The sequence below is a fragment of the Gordonia terrae genome (assembly GCF_001698225.1).
GTDB classification, from domain to species: Bacteria; Actinomycetota; Actinomycetes; order Mycobacteriales; family Mycobacteriaceae; genus Gordonia; species Gordonia terrae.
This window is the reverse complement of record NZ_CP016594.1, coordinates 2,816,729-2,836,307: the sequence shown is the minus strand read 5'-3', so window position 1 is coordinate 2,836,307 and position 19,579 is coordinate 2,816,729. Positions and strand designations below refer to the sequence as shown.

The following is a 19,579-nucleotide window of genomic DNA, read 5'->3' as shown; positions in this document are numbered from 1 at the left end:
TCGGTGTGAAAACTCGTCCACCTCAGTGCTGTTGGAGGGCAGATCGGGCTGTCGGGATTTGAAGTTCCCGGTGGTCTTCCCGGTGGTCTCCGGGGATCACGAGAGCTCTGGGCTGTGAGGGGGTGTGGCCCCCGTGACGGGTCAGGTTGTGGCGAGGTGGCCGGCGGTGAGGGCTTTGCAGATGTTGTTGACCATGGCGTGGAAGGTGAACTCGGCGTTTGCTCGTGCGAGTCCGCGGCCGGTGAATCGACGGAAACCGAGGGTGTGTTTAGCCCACCCGAACGGTGTTTCCGCGATGTGGCTGCGTCTGCTGTAGGCGGCGTGGCCTTCTTCGGTGAGCAATCGGGTTGCCATTGCCTCGATCGGGGTGGCGACGGTATCTGATTGGGCCGGTGAGGATGCCGTGGTTTCGGTGGTGGAGTGTTCGGCGCGCGCCACGCGAAGTTTGTGGGTTTTGGTCGAAGCGATGAGCCGGTCGGGTCCAGCGGCGGTGATGTTGGCTTCAGAGTGGTAGCCGGCATCGGCGAGCAAGAGCCCGATTCCCGGCGTGTCCGGTGGTGGGTGCTGGTGGGACTGAATGTGTTCAGCGGCGGCGACGGCCTTGTTCATCATCGGTACGAAGTGTGGGGTATCGATGGCCCCGTTGGTGACCATGGTCGCGATGATCAAGCCGTCGCTGCTGGTGACGGCTTGACAGTTGTATCCCTGGATCCAGCCACCACCACGCAACGACAGGGCCCGGGACTGCGGGTCGGTGATGTTGCGGCGGGTGTCGGTATTGGCCCGATGTGGTGTGCGAGTGTGGTTGCGGGCGGCCACGATCGCGGCGGCGTAGGTTTCGTCCTCGGCCACACGCCGGGCACGCAGCTGCGCGTCCAGGACCTCGGCCCGCTTAACACGTGTGCGCGCTTGTCGAACTGAGCTGTGGTCATCAACTGCGCTCGGCGGCCTACGTTTACGCGGTTTGCGTTCCCACGCATCGATCTTGGTCTGCTGATCAGCACGTGCTTTGCTCAACCGCAGCACAGCGGCCTGAAGCTGCGCCGCCATCGGCGGCGCCCCTGGATAGTCGCCGTCACCGGCGAGATGGGCGGTGTAGGCCACCACCCACTGCTGGGCTTTGGCGTCTTCGGCCGCGCGGCGCCGAACCGTGTGATCACGGTTGATCTCTGCGCGCGTCTGGGTCGGCTTGGCGTCTCGCGCTGCCTGGTTGTGCTCGCGAGCCGAAGCCAACGCAGCGTCGATTCGGGCGAGCCGTTCAGCGCCGGGAGCATTGATGAGACCCGGCGGGATCTCGTCACCGCCATCGCCATCGCCATCGTCATCGTTGGCGGCATGTTCGGCATCCGACTGTGCACCAACGTCTTTGAGCTTGCTGCGGAGCTGTTGAGCCTCTGCCTGACGTTCTTTGACCAGATGCTTCTCTGTGCGGTTGGCCGACTGCGAGGCATTCGAGGCGATCTTGACTCCATCAAGAGCGACGACACCCAACTGGCCCATCCCTAGCTGCGCGCACACCGTCAACGACTCAGCGAACAAATCAGCCATCACCGGCGAGGCATCTTTGCGGAACTGGGCGATCGTGGAGTGATCGGGGACATCGCCAGCGCAGATGACCCGGTAGGTCAGGTCCCGATGGCACAAACGCTCGATCTGCCGCGAGGACCGTTGCCCATGAGCCCACGCCCAAATCAGCAAGGTCAACAACATGTCCGGGTCATAGCCACGCCGCCCGACACCGCCGGTCTTGCGCAGCTTGTGCACGGAGGCGGTGTTCATCCGTTGCACCGTGGCGATCACCAGCCATACCGGGTCATCGCGGCCGACCCAGTCCCGCATATCCGGAGGAAGCAGGAATACCTGGTCACGATCAACCGGCCGATAATCCTTCGCCATCCACACATCATCGCAGTTCAAAGCCCGATTTAGAGGTCCGACACCCGTGAATCGTGGCCAACAAATCCCGACAGCCCGAGATTGCCCTTCGATCACCCTGAGGTGGACGAGAATTCTGTCGACCGCCTGGGTCAGGGCGCACCTCCGACGCCGAGATTTCGGCGCCACGAGTTCCGACCCATGCCAGGCGTCGCGTTTCGTTGTGCGGAGCGCAACGTCCTACGACACCTGATCAGGCTCCGACGTAATCGGCGAGGTGTTCGCCGGTGAGTGTGGACCGGTCGGCGACGATGTCGGCCGGTGTGCCCTCGAAGACGATCTGACCACCGTCGTGGCCGGCGCCCGGGCCCAGGTCGATGATCCAGTCGGCGTGCGCCATGACGGCCTGATGATGCTCGATGACGATCACCGACTTCCCGGAGTCGACGAGACGGTCGAGCAGCCCGAGGAGTTGTTCGACGTCAGCGAGGTGGAGGCCGGTGGTCGGCTCGTCGAGGATGTAGACGTCACCCTTCTCCCCCATGTGGCTGGCCAGCTTCAGGCGCTGGCGTTCGCCGCCGGACAGGGTGGTCAGCGGCTGGCCGACCTTGATGTATCCGAGCCCGACGTCGACCATTCGATGCAGGATCTTGTGTGCAGCAGGTAGTTTGGCGTCGCCGTCGGCGAAGAAGGCCTCGGCCTGGGCCACCGACATCTCGAGCACTTCGCTGATGTTGCGGCCGCCGAAGGTGTAGTCGAGCACCTCGGCCTGGAAACGCTTGCCCTCGCACACCTCGCAGGGCGCGGCGACACCGGCCATCATCGCGAGGTCCGAGTAGACGACACCCGCACCGTTGCAGTTGGGGCAGGCACCCTCGGAGTTGGCGCTGAACAGCGCCGGTTTGACGCCGTTGGCCTTGGCGAACGCCTTGCGGATCGGTTCGAGCAGCCCGGTGTAGGTCGCCGGGTTGGAGCGCCTCGACCCCTTGATCGCGCTCTGGTCGATGGAGACGACCCCGTCCTCCTTCGCCACCGTCGAGTTGATCAGCGAGCTCTTGCCCGAACCGGCGACACCCGTCAGCACGACGAGCACGCCGAGGGGGATGTCGACGTCGACGTCGCGCAGGTTGTTCGCATCGGCCCCGCGGACCTCGAGATGTCCACTGGGCGTGCGGACCTCGTCCTTGACGGCGGCGCGATCCTCGAGGTGGCGTCCGGTGAGTGTGTCGGCGACACGCAGTTCGTCGACGGTGCCCTCGAAGACGATCTCGCCGCCGTCGGTGCCGGCCCCGGGACCGATGTCGACGACGCGGTCGGCGATGGCGATCACCTCGGGCTTGTGCTCGACGACGAGCACGGTGTTGCCCTTGTCCCGCAACGCACGGAGCAGATCGTTCATCCGGGTGATGTCGTGCGGATGCAGACCGATCGACGGCTCGTCGAAGACGTAGGTCACATCTGTCAGCGACGAACCGAGATGGCGGATCAGCTTGGTGCGCTGGGCCTCGCCACCGGAGAGTGTGCCGGCCGGACGTTCCAGCGACAGGTAGCCGAGACCGATGTCGACGAACGCGTCGAGGTGATCGCGCAGCGCGGCGATCAGCGGCGCCACCGACGGGTCGTCGAGATCGGCGACCCACTGGGCGAGATCGCTGATCTGCATCGCGCAGGCGTCGGCGATGCTGATGCCCCTGATCTTCGACGACCGGGTCTCGGCCGTGAGGCGGGTGCCCTCACAGTCCGGGCATTTCGCGAAGGTGATCGCGCGGTCGACGAAGGCGCGGATGTGCGGCTGCATCGCCTCCCGGTCCTTGCTCAGCATCGACTTCTGGATCTTCGGGATCAGACCCTCGAAGGTGACGTTGATGCCCTCGACCTTGATCTTCGTGGGCTCCTTGTAGAGCAGGTCGTTGAGTTGCTTCTTGGTGTACTTCGCGATCGGCTTGTCCGGGTCGAAGAAGCCGCAACCGCGGTAGATCCGGCCGTACCAGCCGTCCATCGAGTAGCCGGGAATGGTCAGCGCGCCCTCGTTGATCGACTTCGACGCATCGTAGAGCGCGGTGAGGTCGAAGTCCGAGACGTCCCCGCGCCCCTCGCATCGCGGGCACATACCGCCGGTGATGGAGAAACTCCGCCGCTCCTTGACCTTCTGGCCGCCCTTCTCGATCGTCACCGCACCCGCCCCACTGATCGAGGCGACGTTGAACGAGAAGGCCTGCGGTGAACCGATGTGCGGAGTCCCCAAGCGGCTGAACAGGATACGTAGCATCGCGTTGGCGTCGGTGGCCGTACCCACCGTCGACCGGATGTTGGCACCCATCCGTTCCTGGTCGACGATGATCGCGGTCGTCAGACCTTCCAGGATGTCGACATCCGGCCGCGCCATCGACGGCATGAAGCCCTGGACGAACGCGCTGTACGTCTCGTTGATGAGGCGTTGGGACTCCGCGGCGATGGTGCTGAAGACCAGCGAGCTCTTCCCGGAACCCGACACACCGGTGAACACCGTCAGCCGACGCTTGGGCAACTCGACGCTGACGTCCTTGAGGTTGTTCTCCCGTGCGCCGTGGACGCGGATGAGGTCGTGTGTGTCGGCGGGGTGGACGCCGTCGGCCCGCACGGCGTCGACCTTTGTCTCGGAACGGGTCGCGGTTCGGCTCATCGTCTCTCCATCAATGCGGCGACCGCACGTGGGCGGTCGCCGGGGTTCGGGGTGCTCGTGCCATCTCGGAGGGTCGGTTCCGCCAGATCGGTGCGCGGACTCCCGGTCGATCTAACCAGGGTGGACTGCACCGTCGCGGAGTGTTGTCCATCAACAGCCGCGACGAGCGCCTCCGGAGGCGGGCATCGACCGGGTCCGCACATCCTCAAACGGCCTGGTCGATACGGATGAGGTTGCCTGCCGGGTCACGGACGGCGGCGTCGCGCACGCCGTACGGCTGATCCATCGGCTCCTGCACGATGTCGACGCCACTGCCCTGCAGCTTCTCGAACAGGCCGTCGAGGTCGTCGGTCGCCAGCGTGAGAGCGCCGTAGCTTCCCTTCGCGATCAGTTCGAGAATCGTCTGGCGTTCCTCATCGGAGATGCCAGGGTCCGCGGCCGGCGGATGCAGGACGATCGACGTACCCGGTTGACCGGGCGGGCCGACGGTCAGCCACCGCATGCCCTCGTAGCCGACGTCCTTGCGGAGCTCGAAGCCGAGGAGGTCGCGGTAGAAGCCGAGGGCGGCGTCGCCGTCGGTGTGCGGGAGGAAGGTGTACTGGATCGTGATGTTCATGGGATCAGGCTAGGCAGTCTCACCCACGCTGTGCTTCTCGATTCCTGATCGGTCTGGTGATGTTCTTCGCCAGGCACGCCGGTATCCCGTCCGTCGCGTCGGCCGACTGTTCGCGGTAGACCGTCGGCGGCACCCCGACGAGTTCGGTGAACCGGGTGCTGAACGTGCCCAATGAGGAGCATCCGACCTCGAAGCACACCTCCGTCACGCTCAGATCGCCGCGCCGGAGGAGGGTCATCGCGCGTTCGATACGACGAGTCATCAAGTACGAGTAGGGCGATTCACCGTAGGTCTGGCGGAATTTGCGACTCAGGTGACCGGCCGACATGTTCACCCCGCGAGCGAGTGCCTCGACGTCGAGCGGTTGCGCGTACTCGCGGTCGATGCGGTCGCGGACCTGACGCAGCAGGGTCAGGTCGCGCAGGCGCTGATCGGAATCGGTTCGCGGCACGAATCGATGGTAGTGCGCCGACGGTTCACAGCTGGAGCAATGCGGCGATGTCGGCGCCGAGTGCGTCGAGACGACGCGAGGCCTCGGCGTGGGGTACGACGCCGTCGGGACAGTCCAGCACGACCTCGAGGTAGCACTTCAGCTTCGGTTCGGTTCCCGAGGGGCGGACGACGACCCGGTCGTCGGCGGCGGTCCGCAGCAAGATGCCGTCGGTGGGCGGCAGATCGGCGGATCCGTGTGCGAGGTCGCGGTTCTCGACCACCGGCGAGCCGGCGAGACGATCGATCGGTGTGGACCGAAGACGCTCCATCATCTCGCCGATGAGCGCGGTGTCCTCGACGCGGATGGTAAACGGCGCGGTCGCGTGCAGACCGTGGCGGCCGGCCAGGTGGTCGAGTTCGTCGGTGAGCGTGCGGCCGTCGCGGGCCAGTTCCTCGACCAGGGAGATCACCCGGACCATCGCACCGATGCCGTCCTTGTCGCGGACGGTGTCGGGGTCGGTGCAGTAGCCGATCGCCTCCTCGTAGCCGAAACGCAGGCCGGGCGTGCGGGCGATCCATTTGAAGCCGGTGAGCGTCGCCGCGAACCGGAGCCCGTGGTGCGCGGCGATCCGGTCCAGCAGTCGGCTCGACACGATCGAACACGCCAGGGTGTCGCCGGGTCGCGCCGGGTCACTCGCCGCCTGCTCCCCCAACAATCCGCCGATCTCGTCACCGGTCAACTGCCGCCATCGGCCGTCGGCACCGGGCGTGGCGACCGAGCAACGGTCGGCGTCGGGGTCGAGTGCGATCACGACATCCGCGCCGACGTCGCGCGCGAGATCCAGCGCGAGGTCGAGGGCCCCGGGTTCCTCCGGGTTGGGAAAGGGCACTGTCGGGAAGTCGGGATCGGGCGCGAACTGCTGTGCCACGATGTGGACGTCGCCGATATCCGCTGCCCGCAGCACTTCTCGGGCGACCTCGCCGCCGACACCGTGCAGGGGCGTCAGGACGACACGAACCGGTGAGGGACCGGAGTCGGGTCGCAGCCCAGCGGTTCGCTGCACGTAGGTGCGGACGATCGCGTCGTCGAGGTGGATCACGGCCGCGGAGTCACGGGGCACCTGGTCGGCGGGTGGCGCCTGCGCGATCCGGTCGGCGATGCCGCCGTCGGCGGGCGAGATGATCTGGACTCCCCTGCCTGGATCATCGGTGGCGCGGCCGCCCAGGTAGACCTTGTAGCCGTTGTCGGCCGGCGGATTGTGCGAGGCGGTGATCATCACCCCGGCGTCGCAATCCAGTGACCGTGTGGCGTGAGCGGTCACCGGGGTCGGCAGCCTGGGCGGCAGCGCGAACACGGTGAGCCCCTGCGCGGCAAGAACTTCGGTCGCCGCGTCGAAGAACTCCGCGGAGCCGTGCCGGGCGTCGCAACCGACCACGACGCGGGCATCGGGACCGACCGTGTCGAGCAGATATCGGGCGAGACCCACCGTGGCCCGGGTGACGACGGCGACGTTCATCCGAGACTCACCGGCACCGACCTCACCGCGCAGGCCCGCGGTACCGAAGGCCAGCGGGCCGTCGAACCGGGACGCGAGATCGCCGGCTGCCGCGTCGTCGCCGTTATCGGCGGCGTCGATCAGTTCGGTGAGCACGGCCCGGGTCGACGGATCGGGATCGTGGTCTCGCCAGCGGCGTGCGGTCTCGATCGTCGTCACCGGATACGACGGCCCGGGTCGACCCGGTCACCGAGGGTGACGCGGGCACCTCGCAGGATCTGCGTGTCCATGCCGACGAGCGTGATCTTCTCCGTGGGCACCGGCCGCGTGCGAGGATGCCCGCCGATCACCGCGTTCGGACCGACGCGAACGCGTTCGTCGAGCACGGACCACGCAACCGACGCGCCGGCGCCGATGACGGCATCGCCGAAGACCACCGAATCGGCCACCACCGCACCCTTCTCGACGACCACGCCCGGTCCGAGCACGCTACGCCGAACCGTGCCGAGCACATGGGCACCGCCGCTGACCAGACTGTCCTCGACAACCGCCCCGGTCTCGATGCGGGCGGCCGGGCGTTGCGGCTGATTGGTGAGGATCGGGCGGTCGCCGCGGAAGACGTCCAGTGCCCCGGAGATCAGGTCGCGGTGCGCCTGCAGGTACGTCTCGGGACGGCCGGCGTCGATCCAGTACCCCGGCATCGCGTGGGCGACGGTCTTGCCGCGATCGACGAACCACGGCAGCAGATGCTCGCCGAAGTCACCCAGGCCGGTGTCGTCCTTCGGTGAACTCTCCGTCGTCCGGCTCTCGAGGTACTCCAAGCCCTCGATGAGGACGGCAGGGTCGTAGACGAAGATCTCGGTGGCGATCGTGCGCGTGGTGGCGCGCTCGGGTTTGTAGCGGAACTCGCGGACCGTCCCGTCGCGGCGGGCCTTGACGGTGGCGTGCTGGGTGGCCTCGTCCAGCGGACACGTCGTGGTGACAACGGTGCATTCGGCCCCATGACGGCGGTGGGTTTCGATGGCGTCGCGGAAGTCGAAGTCGTACACGTGGTCGGCGCTCATCACGATGACCTCCGCCGGGGCGTGGGCGGCGATGCGGCCGCGGATGCGGTACAGCAGGTCGGCGTTGCCGGTGGCGAAGCCGTCTTCGGTCTCCGCGGCGTCGGTCTGCTCGGGCATCACGACGCGCAGACCGCCGCTCGTGCGGTCGAGGTCCCAGGGCCGACCGCCGGCCACGATCTGCGTGATGGTCTCGGCCTCGTACTGCACGCAGAGCCACACGTCGTCGATGTGGCTGTGGTGCAGGTTGGACAGCGGAAAGTCGATGAGCTGATAGTTGCCCGCGAACGGCAACGCCGGTTTCGCACGCCGATCGGTCAGCACCTCCATCCGCGAACCACGTCCACCGGCCTGCACGATCGCGAGAACCTCCGAATACCGCATCACCCCAGTCTGCCGCACTGCGCCGGGTTTGCCCGGATGGCGGGGCCACGGAGCGCTGGGTGGCATGCTCGACCACACACCTGTCGGTCCGGTCTGACGAGGAGGTACATCGGTGGCGCGCATCCGACCGGCCGAGCACGCGACGACGGAGCGTGTCGAGGTCGACTGTCTGGTCGTCGGCGGCGGGATCGTGGGTCTGGCCGTGGCCCGCGCGTTCGCGCTGCAGGGGCGCGAGGTCGTCGTCTTGGAGGCCACGGATTCCGTCGGCACGCAGACGACGTCGCGGAGTTCGGAGGTCATCCACGCGGGTCTCTACTATCCCGCGGGCAGCCTCAAGGCGAGGTTGTGCGTCGGCGGTCGACGGCTGCTGACGCGGTTCTGCGACGAACACGACGTGTCGTGGGCGCAACCGGGCAAACTCGTCGTCGCCACCGACGACACCCAGCGGGAACGACTGGACGAGATACACCGGCGCGGCCTGGCCAACGGTGTCACCGACCTGCGTCCGATCGATGTCGACGAACTACGCGACCGCGAACCCGAGATCGACGGCGTCGCGGCACTGTTCTCGCCGTCGACCGGGATCGTCGACGTCGACGGCGTGGTCCGCGCACTCCGCCGGGACCTCGAGGCACTGGGCGGCGGAATCGCTCTGCGCAGCAGAGTGATCGGCGGACACATCGACCGCGGCGGGATCACCGTGCACACGGATGACGGTGAGTCGGCCGTCACGCGGACACTCGTCAACTGCGCCGGGATCGGCGCGTGGCAGGTGGCCCGGAGCCTGACCGGATTCGACGGGCCTCTACCGCCTCGATTTCTCGCGAAGGGCAACTACTTCGGGCTGTCCGGCGTCCGAGCGCCGTTCCGGCACCTCGTGTATCCGGTACCCGCCGACGGTGGACTGGGCGTGCACTTCACGATGGATCTCGGCGGCGCCGCACGATTCGGGCCCGACGTCGAGTGGTTGGACGTGACCGCGGGCGAGACAGCCACCGAGGACGAGCTCGACTACGCCGTCGACGATGCGCGCGCCGCGGCGTTCGAGCGCGCGATCCGCACCTACTGGCCCGGATTGCCCACGGCGGCCCTGGTTCCCGCGTACGCGGGCATTCGGCCGAAGGTCACCGGGCCGGGCGTTGCGGCAGGCGATTTCGAGATCCACGGCCCGGCGACGCACGGGATCGCCGGGGTGGTCAACCTGTTCGGTATCGAATCGCCGGGCATCACGTCGTCGCTGGCGATCGCCGAACATGTCGTCGGTCTGGTCACGCCCCCGACGACGTGACCAGACCGACCGGAGAGAGCTCAGCTCTGCGGTGAGTCACCCGGCTTCGGGTGGTACTGGTAGGCGGCACTGGCCTTCTCGCGAACCTTCATCGCCTGGATCGCGTCGTGGTGGCGCCGCGCGTGATAGGCCAGCGGGAAATACGTGAGCCGCTCGGGCAGGGTGCGGTAGGCGAACCGCAGATTGCGATGGATGCGCTCGAGGTGCCGCTGCTCGGCGTCGGTCCAGGTGAGCCCCAGGATCTCGCGGACCCGCGGGTCCATCACACCGACGGTGGTGAGGTAGTTGAAGTTCTGGAACGGCACCGACGCGGTGGCGGCCGCCTTCTTGGCGGCGGGCCGCAGAGCTTTCGGTACCGACTTCGGGATGACCGGTGCGGCACGCATCTGATCGATCAGCTCCAGGGCGACCGGGTGCCGGACCAGTTTGTTCTCGATGAAGTCGTCGAAGTACTCGTCGAACTCCTCGAGGGTTTCGGGATAGTTGTTCATCGGCACCTGGACGATCTTCGCGATCCGACGGTTGTCCCGCAGGAGTTCCCGGCGCTCCTCGAGGGTGAAGTGTCGGCCCAGAACCAGCGGCGCGGCGGTCTCGATCGTGGGTAGCGCCGTGGCGATCACCCAGGCGTACGCTTCCGGGTTCAGCGCGCTGATGTGCTTTCCTTCGGCATTGCGCATCTGCAGCGGCTGATGGAGCTTGCGGAGTCGTTTGCCCTCTTCGAGGGCCTCCTGCCCCCCGTAGGTCCAGCGCAGCACGGAGTCGGCCGACCGGATCGCACGGCCGACCGGATCGGTACGGAACACGGAGTATTTGCCGACGACGTCGCCGATGACCGGGTGCATCACCTGCATCACGAACGCCGCGCCGTTGATCGGGAGGAAGGTGTACATCCCCGTGAGCTTGGCGGTCAGCGAGTCCGGCGGGATCAGCTCGATCTCGTCATCGCGGTGGTTGAGCAGAGGCTCGGCCGCCACGGAATCTCCGGTTTCGGGTTCGATTGCTGTCCGCTCGTCATGTACCGCGGTCATGGTGCCCCCAACGATGGTCTCGGAAACTGCTAATTCGACAACATTCGTAGTCAGATTAGCGCAGCCGTTCCCGAAAACCCACCGTTTGCCGGATTTCAGGTGCTCGGAGGGGAGACTCAGGCCTCGGGGCCGATGACCACGGTCCGCGTGGCGAGTTCGCGGTGACGGACCGTGAAGATCCGTGTGCCCTTCTTGCGGCCGACCCGGATCTCGCTGAGATCGAGCCCGGCGTCCGTCAGACGTGCGTGGGTGGCATCGACATCGATCGAGCGCCACGCGACGCCCCAGAGTGTGACCGGCGATGACGGCACCGGGTCGGCCGGCGGTCGCGGCGCCGCGACGACCTCGACGATCAGGTCGCCCCGCCGGAAGAACAACTGGCGGGCGTCCTGCCCGATCGGCTGATCGAGCCGGAAGTCGAGGTCGAAGGTCCCCGCGAACAGCGCGACGGCGACATCCCGGTTGTCGCAGGTGAAGACCAGATGGTCGAGACCGGTGAGGTCGCTGTCGGGACCGGCCACCGGATCGGGGCGCGCCGCCATCCCGATCGGAGACGTCTCGCCGAGCGCGCCGAGCACGGAGTCGGTGAGTGGGTAACCGCGCCGACCGAGCAGGCGTCGGGTCGCCGGGACGTCGTCGACGGTGAAGTAGACGCCATGGGAGTCGGACCCGCCGGACGGCGCCCGCAACGAGAGCACGACATTGCCGACGGCCAGCGTCCGGCGGCCGTCGGTGTCGGTACCGACCTTCCGTCCGAGCAGTCGCTCATAGGTCGCGGCGGTCGACGATGGATCGTCGCTCGTGAGGTCGACGAGGGCGTGCGGTCCGGGCAGTATCGTCACCGCTTCTTCTTACCTTTTCGACGACGGGCCGCCGGCGGCGGCACCCGTCGGTGGATCAATTGCGCGGAACTGGTGATATGCCAAGCGCCGCAGGAGCACTCGTAGTACCGCAGCTCCGAGGATGTGCCGACGAGGTGGCGGCGCAGCCGATCGATCCCCTCGCGCGCGTCCGCGGGTGAGGCGAACGGCAACTTGTCGGGCGTCGGGCACGCCGGATAGTCGACGCCACCGCGGCGGGCGCGACGAGGCTGATCGCGAAATGCGGTGCGTGCCTCGACGTCGCGATAGAACGCCTCGAGATCGTCGTCGGAGAAGGGCACCGGTCGATTATCCCCCGAGCCGGGCCTTCCCCGCGCTGGGCGGGCCTGGTTGCGCGCAAGGGGGTCGAGAGCTGACGGATCGAGAGCAGCGGAGGATCAGCGCGCCATCCAGAGTCGGCGGCGGATGACCTCACGCATACGACGTAGCTCCGACGCTGTGAGTGCCGACGGCGGATCGGTGTCGACGAGACGATCGACCTCGGAGAAGAAGTCCCGATCCGTGAGACCGAACTCCTCGCCGATCTGCCGGGACGAACCCCCGCCCAAGGGGTACCAGTTCGTCTCGAACTGGATCATCTGCTGCTGCTTGCTGTCCATGGAAGCCACCGAATTCTGCGTTTTCGACCTAGAACCTGAACGTGCGTCGCGGAGCCCGTGCGGCAGTTACCTCTACCTGTGGGCCTACGCGTGATGCACGTCACCGACGACGTCATTTGTACACCTGTCGACCGACAGAAGACAGCGGGTGGCCCAGGCTGATTCCAAAGGTGCCGCAAACGTTCATCGCACGTTCGAGGAGGGCGCGGGACCGACCCTCAGACGGCCAGTCGGTCGGGGCTCGCCGCCCGTGCCTCGCGCCTGTTCGCACGAATGCTGCTCGCCAGCGACGCGCCGATGAACGCCACCCCGACGAGCCCGGTGACCACCTCGTTGATCTCGAACTCGATGCTGATGAGCAGGATCGCGGCGAGGGCTCCGATCGCCCAGTGCGCGCCGTGCTCGAGGTAGCGATACTCCCCCAGCGTCCCCTTGCGGACGAGGTAGATCGTGATGGACCGCACGAACATCGCGCCGATGAAACCGAGCCCGAGCGCGATGATGATCGGGTCCGAGGTGATGGCGAACGCGCCGATCACCCCATCGAAGGAGAACGAGGCGTCCAGCAGCTCGAGGTAGAGGAAGAGGAAGAACCCGGCCTTGCCGGTGGCCACGGTGACCGGGTGCGGGCCGGACCGCCCCCGGCCGGCCTGCTCTGCCCCAGCCCCGTCTGAATCTGCGTCGTTCTCAGTCGCGGGGTCCGCATCGGGTTCGGCCATGAACAGCGAACTCAGTCCGTCGACGGTGACGTAGGTGACCATGCCGAGGATCCCGGCGATCAGCACCGTCGCGCGGACCTCGTCGGGGGCGAGGAACTCGGCGGTGAGCACCAGCGCGAGTGAGGCGATGACCACCGCCAACTGGTCGAGCTTGCCGAGTGTCGCGAGCGGCCGCTCGAGCCACGTGAGCCACGTCTGCGGGCGCTCGGTGAGCACGAAGTTGAGGAACAACAGCAGCAGGAACATCCCACCGAACGCCGCGATCTGAGGGTGCGCCTCGGTGAGGATCGTCTCGTAGCTGGGCTGACCGTCGGCGAAGTGCGTCTGGCCCTCGGGCGGCGGGTTCATGGCCAGGTCGAGCGCCTCGACGGGGTTCAGGTTGCCGGTGATCCAGACGATCACGAGCGGGAACAGCAGACGCATGCCGAATACCGCGATGAGGACGCCGACCGTGAGGAACATGCGCTGCCAGAACGCGCTCATCCGTTCCAGGATGGTCGCGTTGATGACGGCGTTGTCGAAGGACAGCGACACCTCGAGGACGCCGAGGATGGCGCAGAGCGCGAGTCCGGTCCAGCCGAGATAGAGGTAGGCGACGACCAGCGCCACGAGGGTGACGACGAGCGACGGTGCGAAGATGCGCCCGATCACCGCAACTTCTCGGCTTCCCGCGCGAGCTCGAGCAGGGTCTCGGTGAGGCCGGCGAGAACGTCATGGTCGGCGCGTTCGGCGACCGCGGTGCCGAGGTCCTCGGCCGCACACCGCAGTGCGAACATCCGGTCACCGAAGTCGGCGGCCTCGGCCGAAGACAGGATCACCGCGTCGTCGGGAATGGATGTGCCCTCGAGCAACGTTCTCTGCTCGTAGGCACGCTGCCTGCACGAACGTTTGCAGTATTTTCGACGCCGCCCCAACTCGGAGTCCACCATCGTGCGGCCGCACCAGGCGCATGAGTAGGGCCGGCGCCGGCGCGCGGCGCCGAGTCGGTCACCGCCTGAGGCGCCGGTCTCCACACGGTGCGAAGTGCCTGGATCCACACCGAGACCGTACCGCTGTAGCCAGTCGCCCCGCTCGCGGCGCACCCGGCGGCGGCCAGCCAGTCGCCCCGCTCGCTGCGCTCCCGGCGACGGCCAGCCAGTCGCCCCGCTCGCTGCGCTCCCGGCGGCGGCCGTGCCGACCGCGTCTGGCAACACGGGGCGTCGCCGATGAGGAACCTGCGCGCGGATGCGCGTAGAATGTTCCTGTTGACGACCCGAAAGTCGTGCGCAGCGCTGCGTGCGAAGCAGGAATGCAACAGAGATCACCCGGCAGACCGGGAGATCCGACGAAGTTGAGAGGAACCCTTCATGGCAGATCGAGTACTTCGGGGTAGCCGCCTCGGCGCGGTGAGCTACGAGACCGATCGAGACCACGACCTCGCGCCACGACGCATCGTCCAGTACCGCACCGACAACGGCGAGATCTTCGATGTGCCGTTCGCCGACGACGCGGAGGTCCCGTCGAAGTGGCCGTGCAAGAACGGCATGGAAGGCACCATCCTCGAGGGCGCCGAGCCCGAGGAGAAGAAGGGCAAGCCGCCGCGCACCCACTGGGACATGCTCCTGGAGCGTCGGAGCGAGGAAGAGCTCGAAGTGCTGCTCAACGAGCGCCTCGACCTCCTCAAGCAGCGACGCAAGGGCATCACCAACTGACATCGCGGGCGCTCGACGCCCCGAACCGAACAGACCCGGCAGGATCACCTGCCGGGTCTGTTCGTCTGTTCAGCGGCTCACCGCGTCCGGAGAAGCCCCCAGCGTTCGAGCCGGCTCTGGACACCCCAGCGGGCGACCATCGTGAATGCCTCGGACATCACGCCACCGCTCATCTTCGAGACGCCGATCTCACGTTCGGTGAAGGTGATCGGCACCTCCCGGACGTCGAACCCGGCGCGCACGGTCCGCCACGCGAGATCGATCTGGAAGCAGTATCCGGCGGACTCGACGGTGTCGAGCTGGATCTTCTCCAACACGATGCGGCGGTACGCGCGAAAGCCGGCGGTGATGTCGTGGACACCCGCGCCGAGGGCGAGCCGGGCGTAGGTGTTGGCCCCGCGCGAGAGGAACTCGCGGCGCTTGGGCCAGTTCACGAGCTTGCCGCCGGGGACGTAGCGAGATCCGATCACCAGATCCGCACCGTCGTTGACGGCGTCGAAGAGCCGGTTCAGCTGTTCGGGTGCGTGACTGCCGTCGGCGTCCATCTCGACGATGACGGCGTAGTCGCGGTCGAGTCCCCACGCGAAACCGGCGAGGTAGGCCTTGCCCAGACCGTCCTTCTCGACGCGGTGCATCACGTGCACGCGTTCGGCATCGTCGGCCCGCGCGAGTTCGTCGGCGACGTCGCCCGTACCGTCCGGGCTCGAGTCGTCGACGACGAGCACGTGCGCCCCCGGCAGCACGTCCTGCAGTCGTCCGATGATGAGCGGCAGATTGTCGCGTTCATTGAACGTCGGCACGACGACCAATGCGCCCGTGCCGTCGGCGCCGACCACGCGTTGCGGCGCGTCGTCGGGCCGCCGCTGCCCTGCCGTGGCGTCAATCCCCGATGCCATCGAGCTCCTTCGTGTCACCGGTCGCCCGTGCGGCGACCCTGCGTGGCCTGAGTGAGAACCTAGTACGCGAGCGCAGCGCAAACAAAAGCCCGACCACTGCGGCGATGATCGCAAGGACCTCAGGCCACGGACCCAGCCGGGTCGCGAGGGTCATGTCGTCGTGCAGCGGAAGACGTCCGGTCAGCACATCCGAGGTGAAGATGCCCGACTGCCGACTGATGGAGCCGTCGGGCTCGATGACGGCGCTCACACCGCTGGTGGCCGCCACGACCACGGCCCGCCCGTGTTCGACCGCGCGGACCTGTGACATGGCCAACTGCTGGTAGGTCATCTCGGTACGGCCGAAGGTCGCGTTGTTGGTGGGGACGAAGAGCAGCTGCGCGCCCTCCCGCACGGACTGTCGCGCGGCCCGGTCGAAGGCGACCTCCCAGCAGGTGGCGACCCCGACGGTCACCGTCCCGGAACGACCGGGCACGTCGACGACGGTGGGTCCGGTGCCGGGGCGGAAGTCTCCGGCCATGTCGGCGTAGGACGAGAACAGGCGGAAGAACGGCCGCCACGGGAGGTACTCCCCGAACGGCTGGACGATGTGCTTGTCGTAGCGGGCGACCGGACCCTTCGCCCCGTCCCACACCAGGACCGAGTTGGTGGGCCGGCCGTCGGGGTTACGGATGAGGGTGCCCACCAGGATCGGTGCGTCGACGGCCTCGGAGGCGGCGGTGATCTCGGCGGCGGCGTCGGCGTTGTCCAGCGGTGAGATGTCCGAGGCGTTCTCGGGCCAGAGGACGAAGTCGGGTTGCTCGGTCTGCCCCGTGTCGATCGCCCGGCCGTAGGCCATCGTGGTGCGCACGTGATTGTCGAGGACGGCACGGCGCTGGGCGTTGAAGTCCAGGCCGAGGCGCGGGACGTTTCCCTGGATCGCGCCAATCCGGGCCGAGGACGTGGCGATGTTGCGGTCGAGGCTCGCGGGAGTGGCCGCGATCGCCGCGATCGGGGCGAGCAGCGCGATGGCGACCGCCGTGGTGGCGATGCGCACGACACCCGAGGAACGTTCGGCGACCGGAACCGGGCCATCGGTGCCCGGTGCCGGCGTCGGACCGTCATTCGAGCGGGTGCGTCGGTAGGCGCGGACGAGGACCACGAGCAGCCAGGCGACCGAGGAGCCGAACAGCGCGACACCCGCCGACAACCCCGGTGCGCCGAGCACCGAGGCCAGCGGCAGCAGCGGACCGTCGACCTGACTGAAAGCTGTTCGACCCCACGGAAATCCGCCGAACGGGAACGCAGAGCGCAGCGCCTCGACGAGCACCCAGCACAACGTGAACCACACCGGTGGTACGGGTAGCCGCATCGTGACGGTGGCGATCGCGCCGAAGAGCGCGAGATATCCGGCGAGTATCGCGGCCAGGGCGAGCCACGGCAGCGGGCCGACGTAGACGCCGATCCACGGGAGCAGCGGCACGAAGAACGCCAGGCCGAAGACGAAACCGATCCAGGCGGCGGTGCGCACCCGGGGCGTCCCGACGTACAGCGCGGCGAACAGGAGGCCGAGTCCGAGGACGGCGAGGAACCACCAGTTGCGCGGCGGGAAGGCCGCCCACATGGCGACGCCCGCGGCCACGGCGGTTCCGGTCTGTGCGAGCCAGGACCGGGAGACCTGCGGCGGACTCATCCGGCGTCCCGGTCGTACAGGGTCCGGCCCCGGTGCACGGTGCGTACGCAGCGCGGTAGTTCGGCCCCCGGCGAGACGTCCGGCAGCGCCGGGACCCGCGACCGCGGATCGGTCGACCAGCGCTGGACCTTCTCGTGGGATCCGGCGACGACGAGGTCGTCGACCTCCCACACCGCGTAGCTCGCGGGGGCGCCGGGCGTGAGGGTGCCGGTCACGCCGTCGTTGACTCCCCCGGCCCGCCAGCCGCCACGGGTCGTCGCGGCGAAGGCGCCGCGTGCCGAGATCGCGTTGGCCGGCTGATGGTGATGCACGGCAGCACGGATCGTCGACCACGGGTCGATCGCGGTGACCGGTGCGTCCGACGAGAACGACAGGGCGACTCCGGTTCTGGCCAGCATCGCGAAATCGTTGAGAGTTGCCGCACGGGGTGCGCCCAGACGGGCGTCGTACAGGTCGCCCGGTCCGCCCCATTCGGCGTCGAACAGCGGTTGCATGCTGGCGATCACGCCGCAGCGCGCGAGGACCTCCGCGTCGGCGGCGGTGACCATCTCGGCGTGTTCGAGCCGGTGTGCGCACCGTGCGAGCGCGGGCGTGCCGAGTTCGTCGGCGAGGTCGGCGAGGGCGCCGACGACCACACCGGTCGCGGCGTCGCCGATGACGTGGAAGCCTGCCTGGATGCCCGCGATCGTGCAGGCCCGCAGGTGGTCGCGGATCGCCTCGGCGCCGAGATAGCTGATGCCGTGGGTGTGCGGATCGTCGGTGTAGGGCTCGGTGAGCCACGCGGTGTGCGAGCCGATGGCGCCGTCGATGAACAGGTCGCCGCCCAGGGCGTCGGCCCGCGTGATCGACATCAGTTCGCGGGCGTGGTCGGCGTCGGTGACAGCCTGTCCCCAGTAACGCCGGACCTCGACGGGGTGGTCGAGTTCGGCCAGCGCCAAGAAGTCGTCCATACCGCTGATGTCGGGTCCGCCGTTCTCGTGGACCGCGACCACACCGTGGGCCGCGGCCCCGTCCAGCGCACGACGCTGGGCACGCTCACGGTGTGCGGCGGTCACGAGGAGCCGGGCAGCGCCCCGGACAAGGTGGTGCGCCTCGGCGACCAGCGGTTCCTCCGGGTGGTACCCGACGGCGCCGGCCAGGTCTGGGATGAGGCGTCGAAGCGCGGTGGACGCCACCGCCGAGTGCTCGTCGATCCGGGCGAGATAGACCGGTCTCGTCCCCACCACGGCGTCGAGCTCGGTGGTCGTCGGGAACCTGCCGTCGTCGGGTTCGGCACCCGCCCAGGTCGAGTCGTCCCAGCCGAGACCCCAGATGAGGTCGCCTCCCTCGTGCGCGGATTCGGCGGCCACCGCCTTCTCCACGAGCCGCAGACAATGCGTGCGGCTCGACGCCTCGTTGAGGGTCAATCCATCGAGCCCGAGTCCGGTGGAGGTCAGGTGCACATGGGAATCGACGAAGCCCGGACTGACGAAGAGTCCGCCCAGGTCGATGACCTCGGCGTCGGGGTGAAGCGCACGTCCGACGTCGTCGGTCCCGACCCAGACGACGATTCCGTCGGTGACGGCCATCGCGGTCGCGTCGGGGGCGGCCGGCGAGTACACGGCGCCGCCGAGAAGCAGTTGGGTTGCCACGATCGTTCAGTGTGCCTTGCCGTCGGTGAAGGGTGGCGAGGGGTCCGGTTGCCGGGCGTCGGGATCCCGGGCGGTGTCGCCAGTCGACGCAGTACAGAACGGGCTCAGCGGCCCTGTGGGAGGCCCCGGGTCCCGAACGGCGTGGTGGCCGACCCCGGCCCGGGCGTGTCGGATTCCACGACGGAGCCCTCGACGACGGTTGCGCCACGTCCCGCGCCGTAGACGCCGGTGGCGTAGACCCCGGCCCGGTCCATCGCGGTCGCGACCCGGCGCGCGCCGACGGCCACGACGACCGGACGCATCACCCGACGGGTGGGCGGGAACAGCAGGAGGGTCCCGGCCACGGTCGACACGACACCCGGGATGACCAGCAGCAGGGTCGACACGGCGACGAGCGCGGTGTCGGCCAGCGGTGCACGGGCGTCGACCTCGTTCCGGGACGCCCGCTGCAGCTCGCCGAAGACCTTGCGGCCCTGCCAGCGCAGGACCACGACCCCGAGGACGACGGCGGCGAGGCTGATCAGCACCGCCCAGCCGAACCCGAGGGTCATGACCATCGCGACGAATGCGGCGATCTCCAGTACGGCGTAGGCCGCGAACCAGCGGAGAGCCATGATGCTTCACCTGTCCTTCGGTGCCCTTCGGCAC

The 19,579-nt window shown here is 68.0% G+C and carries 18 protein-coding genes; 2 read left to right on the top strand and 16 right to left on the bottom strand.

All coding sequences use genetic code 11. The annotated features are described in order from the left end of the window. Positions 1-141 precede the first annotated feature (141 nt). The 6 genes from BCM27_RS12840 to BCM27_RS12815 all read right to left on the bottom strand — a co-directional run bounded on the left by BCM27_RS12840 (position 142) and on the right by BCM27_RS12815 (position 8,526). Complete coding sequence (locus BCM27_RS12840) at positions 142-1,896, bottom strand: transposase (protein WP_068884378.1); 1,755 nt, start codon at positions 1,894-1,896, stop codon at positions 142-144. Between the two features lie 232 nt (positions 1,897-2,128). After that, positions 2,129-4,537: an ATP-binding cassette domain-containing protein gene (locus BCM27_RS12835; RefSeq protein ID WP_004019015.1), complete on the bottom strand. Its 2,409-nt coding sequence runs from the start codon at positions 4,535-4,537 to the stop codon at positions 2,129-2,131. Between the two features lie 205 nt (positions 4,538-4,742). After that, entirely contained in the window at positions 4,743-5,153 is a 411-nt protein-coding gene (locus BCM27_RS12830; RefSeq protein ID WP_004019016.1) for a VOC family protein, read from the bottom strand. Between the two features lie 19 nt (positions 5,154-5,172). After that, the gene (locus tag BCM27_RS12825; protein WP_004019017.1) at positions 5,173-5,604 is read right to left on the bottom strand and encodes a helix-turn-helix transcriptional regulator; all 432 of its coding nucleotides are present in this window, start codon (positions 5,602-5,604) and stop codon (positions 5,173-5,175) included. A 25-nt stretch (positions 5,605-5,629) separates the two neighbouring features. Then, positions 5,630-7,300 carry a phospho-sugar mutase gene (locus BCM27_RS12820; protein ID WP_004019018.1) on the bottom strand — a complete coding sequence of 557 codons (1,671 nt, stop codon included), beginning with the start codon at positions 7,298-7,300 and terminating at the stop codon, positions 5,630-5,632. Then, complete coding sequence (locus tag BCM27_RS12815) at positions 7,297-8,526, bottom strand: glucose-1-phosphate adenylyltransferase family protein (RefSeq protein WP_033203381.1); 1,230 nt, start codon at positions 8,524-8,526, stop codon at positions 7,297-7,299. The genes BCM27_RS12820 and BCM27_RS12815 overlap by 4 nt, the downstream gene beginning before the upstream one ends. 112 nt (positions 8,527-8,638) lie before the next feature. On the opposite strand from BCM27_RS12815, the gene BCM27_RS12810 reads away from it, so the two are divergent. After that, positions 8,639-9,814, top strand: coding sequence for an NAD(P)/FAD-dependent oxidoreductase (locus BCM27_RS12810; protein ID WP_004019020.1), 1,176 nt, complete (start codon positions 8,639-8,641; stop codon positions 9,812-9,814). A 20-nt stretch (positions 9,815-9,834) separates the two neighbouring features. Here the strand turns inward: BCM27_RS12810 and BCM27_RS12805 are convergent, their stop codons facing one another. From BCM27_RS12805 to BCM27_RS12780, 6 genes are all read right to left on the bottom strand, one after another. Further along, positions 9,835-10,842, bottom strand: coding sequence for an oxygenase MpaB family protein (locus tag BCM27_RS12805; protein WP_033203385.1), 1,008 nt, complete (start codon positions 10,840-10,842; stop codon positions 9,835-9,837). A 116-nt stretch (positions 10,843-10,958) separates the two neighbouring features. Further along, on the bottom strand, positions 10,959-11,684 hold the full coding sequence (locus BCM27_RS12800) for a VOC family protein (RefSeq protein WP_004019022.1): 726 nt from the start codon (positions 11,682-11,684) through the stop codon (positions 10,959-10,961). Continuing rightward, positions 11,681-12,004, bottom strand: coding sequence for a hypothetical protein (locus tag BCM27_RS12795; RefSeq protein WP_004019023.1), 324 nt, complete (start codon positions 12,002-12,004; stop codon positions 11,681-11,683). Before BCM27_RS12795 ends, BCM27_RS12800 begins: the two co-directional genes overlap by 4 nt. A gap of 96 nt (positions 12,005-12,100) precedes the next feature. Beyond that, positions 12,101-12,322, bottom strand: coding sequence for a DUF3263 domain-containing protein (locus tag BCM27_RS12790; protein WP_004019024.1), 222 nt, complete (start codon positions 12,320-12,322; stop codon positions 12,101-12,103). Between the two features lie 218 nt (positions 12,323-12,540). After that, complete coding sequence (locus BCM27_RS12785; protein ID WP_004019025.1) at positions 12,541-13,692, bottom strand: DUF475 domain-containing protein; 1,152 nt, start codon at positions 13,690-13,692, stop codon at positions 12,541-12,543. Further along, positions 13,689-14,054: a hypothetical protein gene (locus BCM27_RS12780; RefSeq protein WP_004019026.1), complete on the bottom strand. Its 366-nt coding sequence runs from the start codon at positions 14,052-14,054 to the stop codon at positions 13,689-13,691. The genes BCM27_RS12785 and BCM27_RS12780 overlap by 4 nt, the downstream gene beginning before the upstream one ends. Positions 14,055-14,387: 333 nt before the next feature. Between BCM27_RS12780 and BCM27_RS12775 the strand changes: the two genes are divergently transcribed. After that, positions 14,388-14,732, top strand: a complete 345-nt coding sequence (locus BCM27_RS12775; protein WP_004019027.1) for an RNA polymerase-binding protein RbpA — start codon at positions 14,388-14,390, stop codon at positions 14,730-14,732. 77 nt (positions 14,733-14,809) lie between these two features. On the opposite strand, the gene BCM27_RS12770 is transcribed toward BCM27_RS12775, so the two are convergent. The 4 genes from BCM27_RS12770 to BCM27_RS12755 form a co-directional block, all read right to left on the bottom strand. Then, complete coding sequence (locus BCM27_RS12770) at positions 14,810-15,628, bottom strand: polyprenol monophosphomannose synthase (protein ID WP_004019028.1); 819 nt, start codon at positions 15,626-15,628, stop codon at positions 14,810-14,812. Then, on the bottom strand, positions 15,612-17,300 hold the full coding sequence (gene lnt, locus BCM27_RS12765) for an apolipoprotein N-acyltransferase (protein WP_004019029.1): 1,689 nt from the start codon (positions 17,298-17,300) through the stop codon (positions 15,612-15,614). The genes BCM27_RS12770 and lnt overlap by 17 nt, the downstream gene beginning before the upstream one ends. Further along, positions 17,297-18,931 carry an amidohydrolase gene (locus BCM27_RS12760; RefSeq protein ID WP_004019030.1) on the bottom strand — a complete coding sequence of 545 codons (1,635 nt, stop codon included), beginning with the start codon at positions 18,929-18,931 and terminating at the stop codon, positions 17,297-17,299. The genes lnt and BCM27_RS12760 overlap by 4 nt, the downstream gene beginning before the upstream one ends. 104 nt (positions 18,932-19,035) lie before the next feature. Then, complete coding sequence (locus BCM27_RS12755; protein ID WP_004019031.1) at positions 19,036-19,545, bottom strand: FxsA family protein; 510 nt, start codon at positions 19,543-19,545, stop codon at positions 19,036-19,038. Positions 19,546-19,579 lie beyond the last annotated feature (34 nt).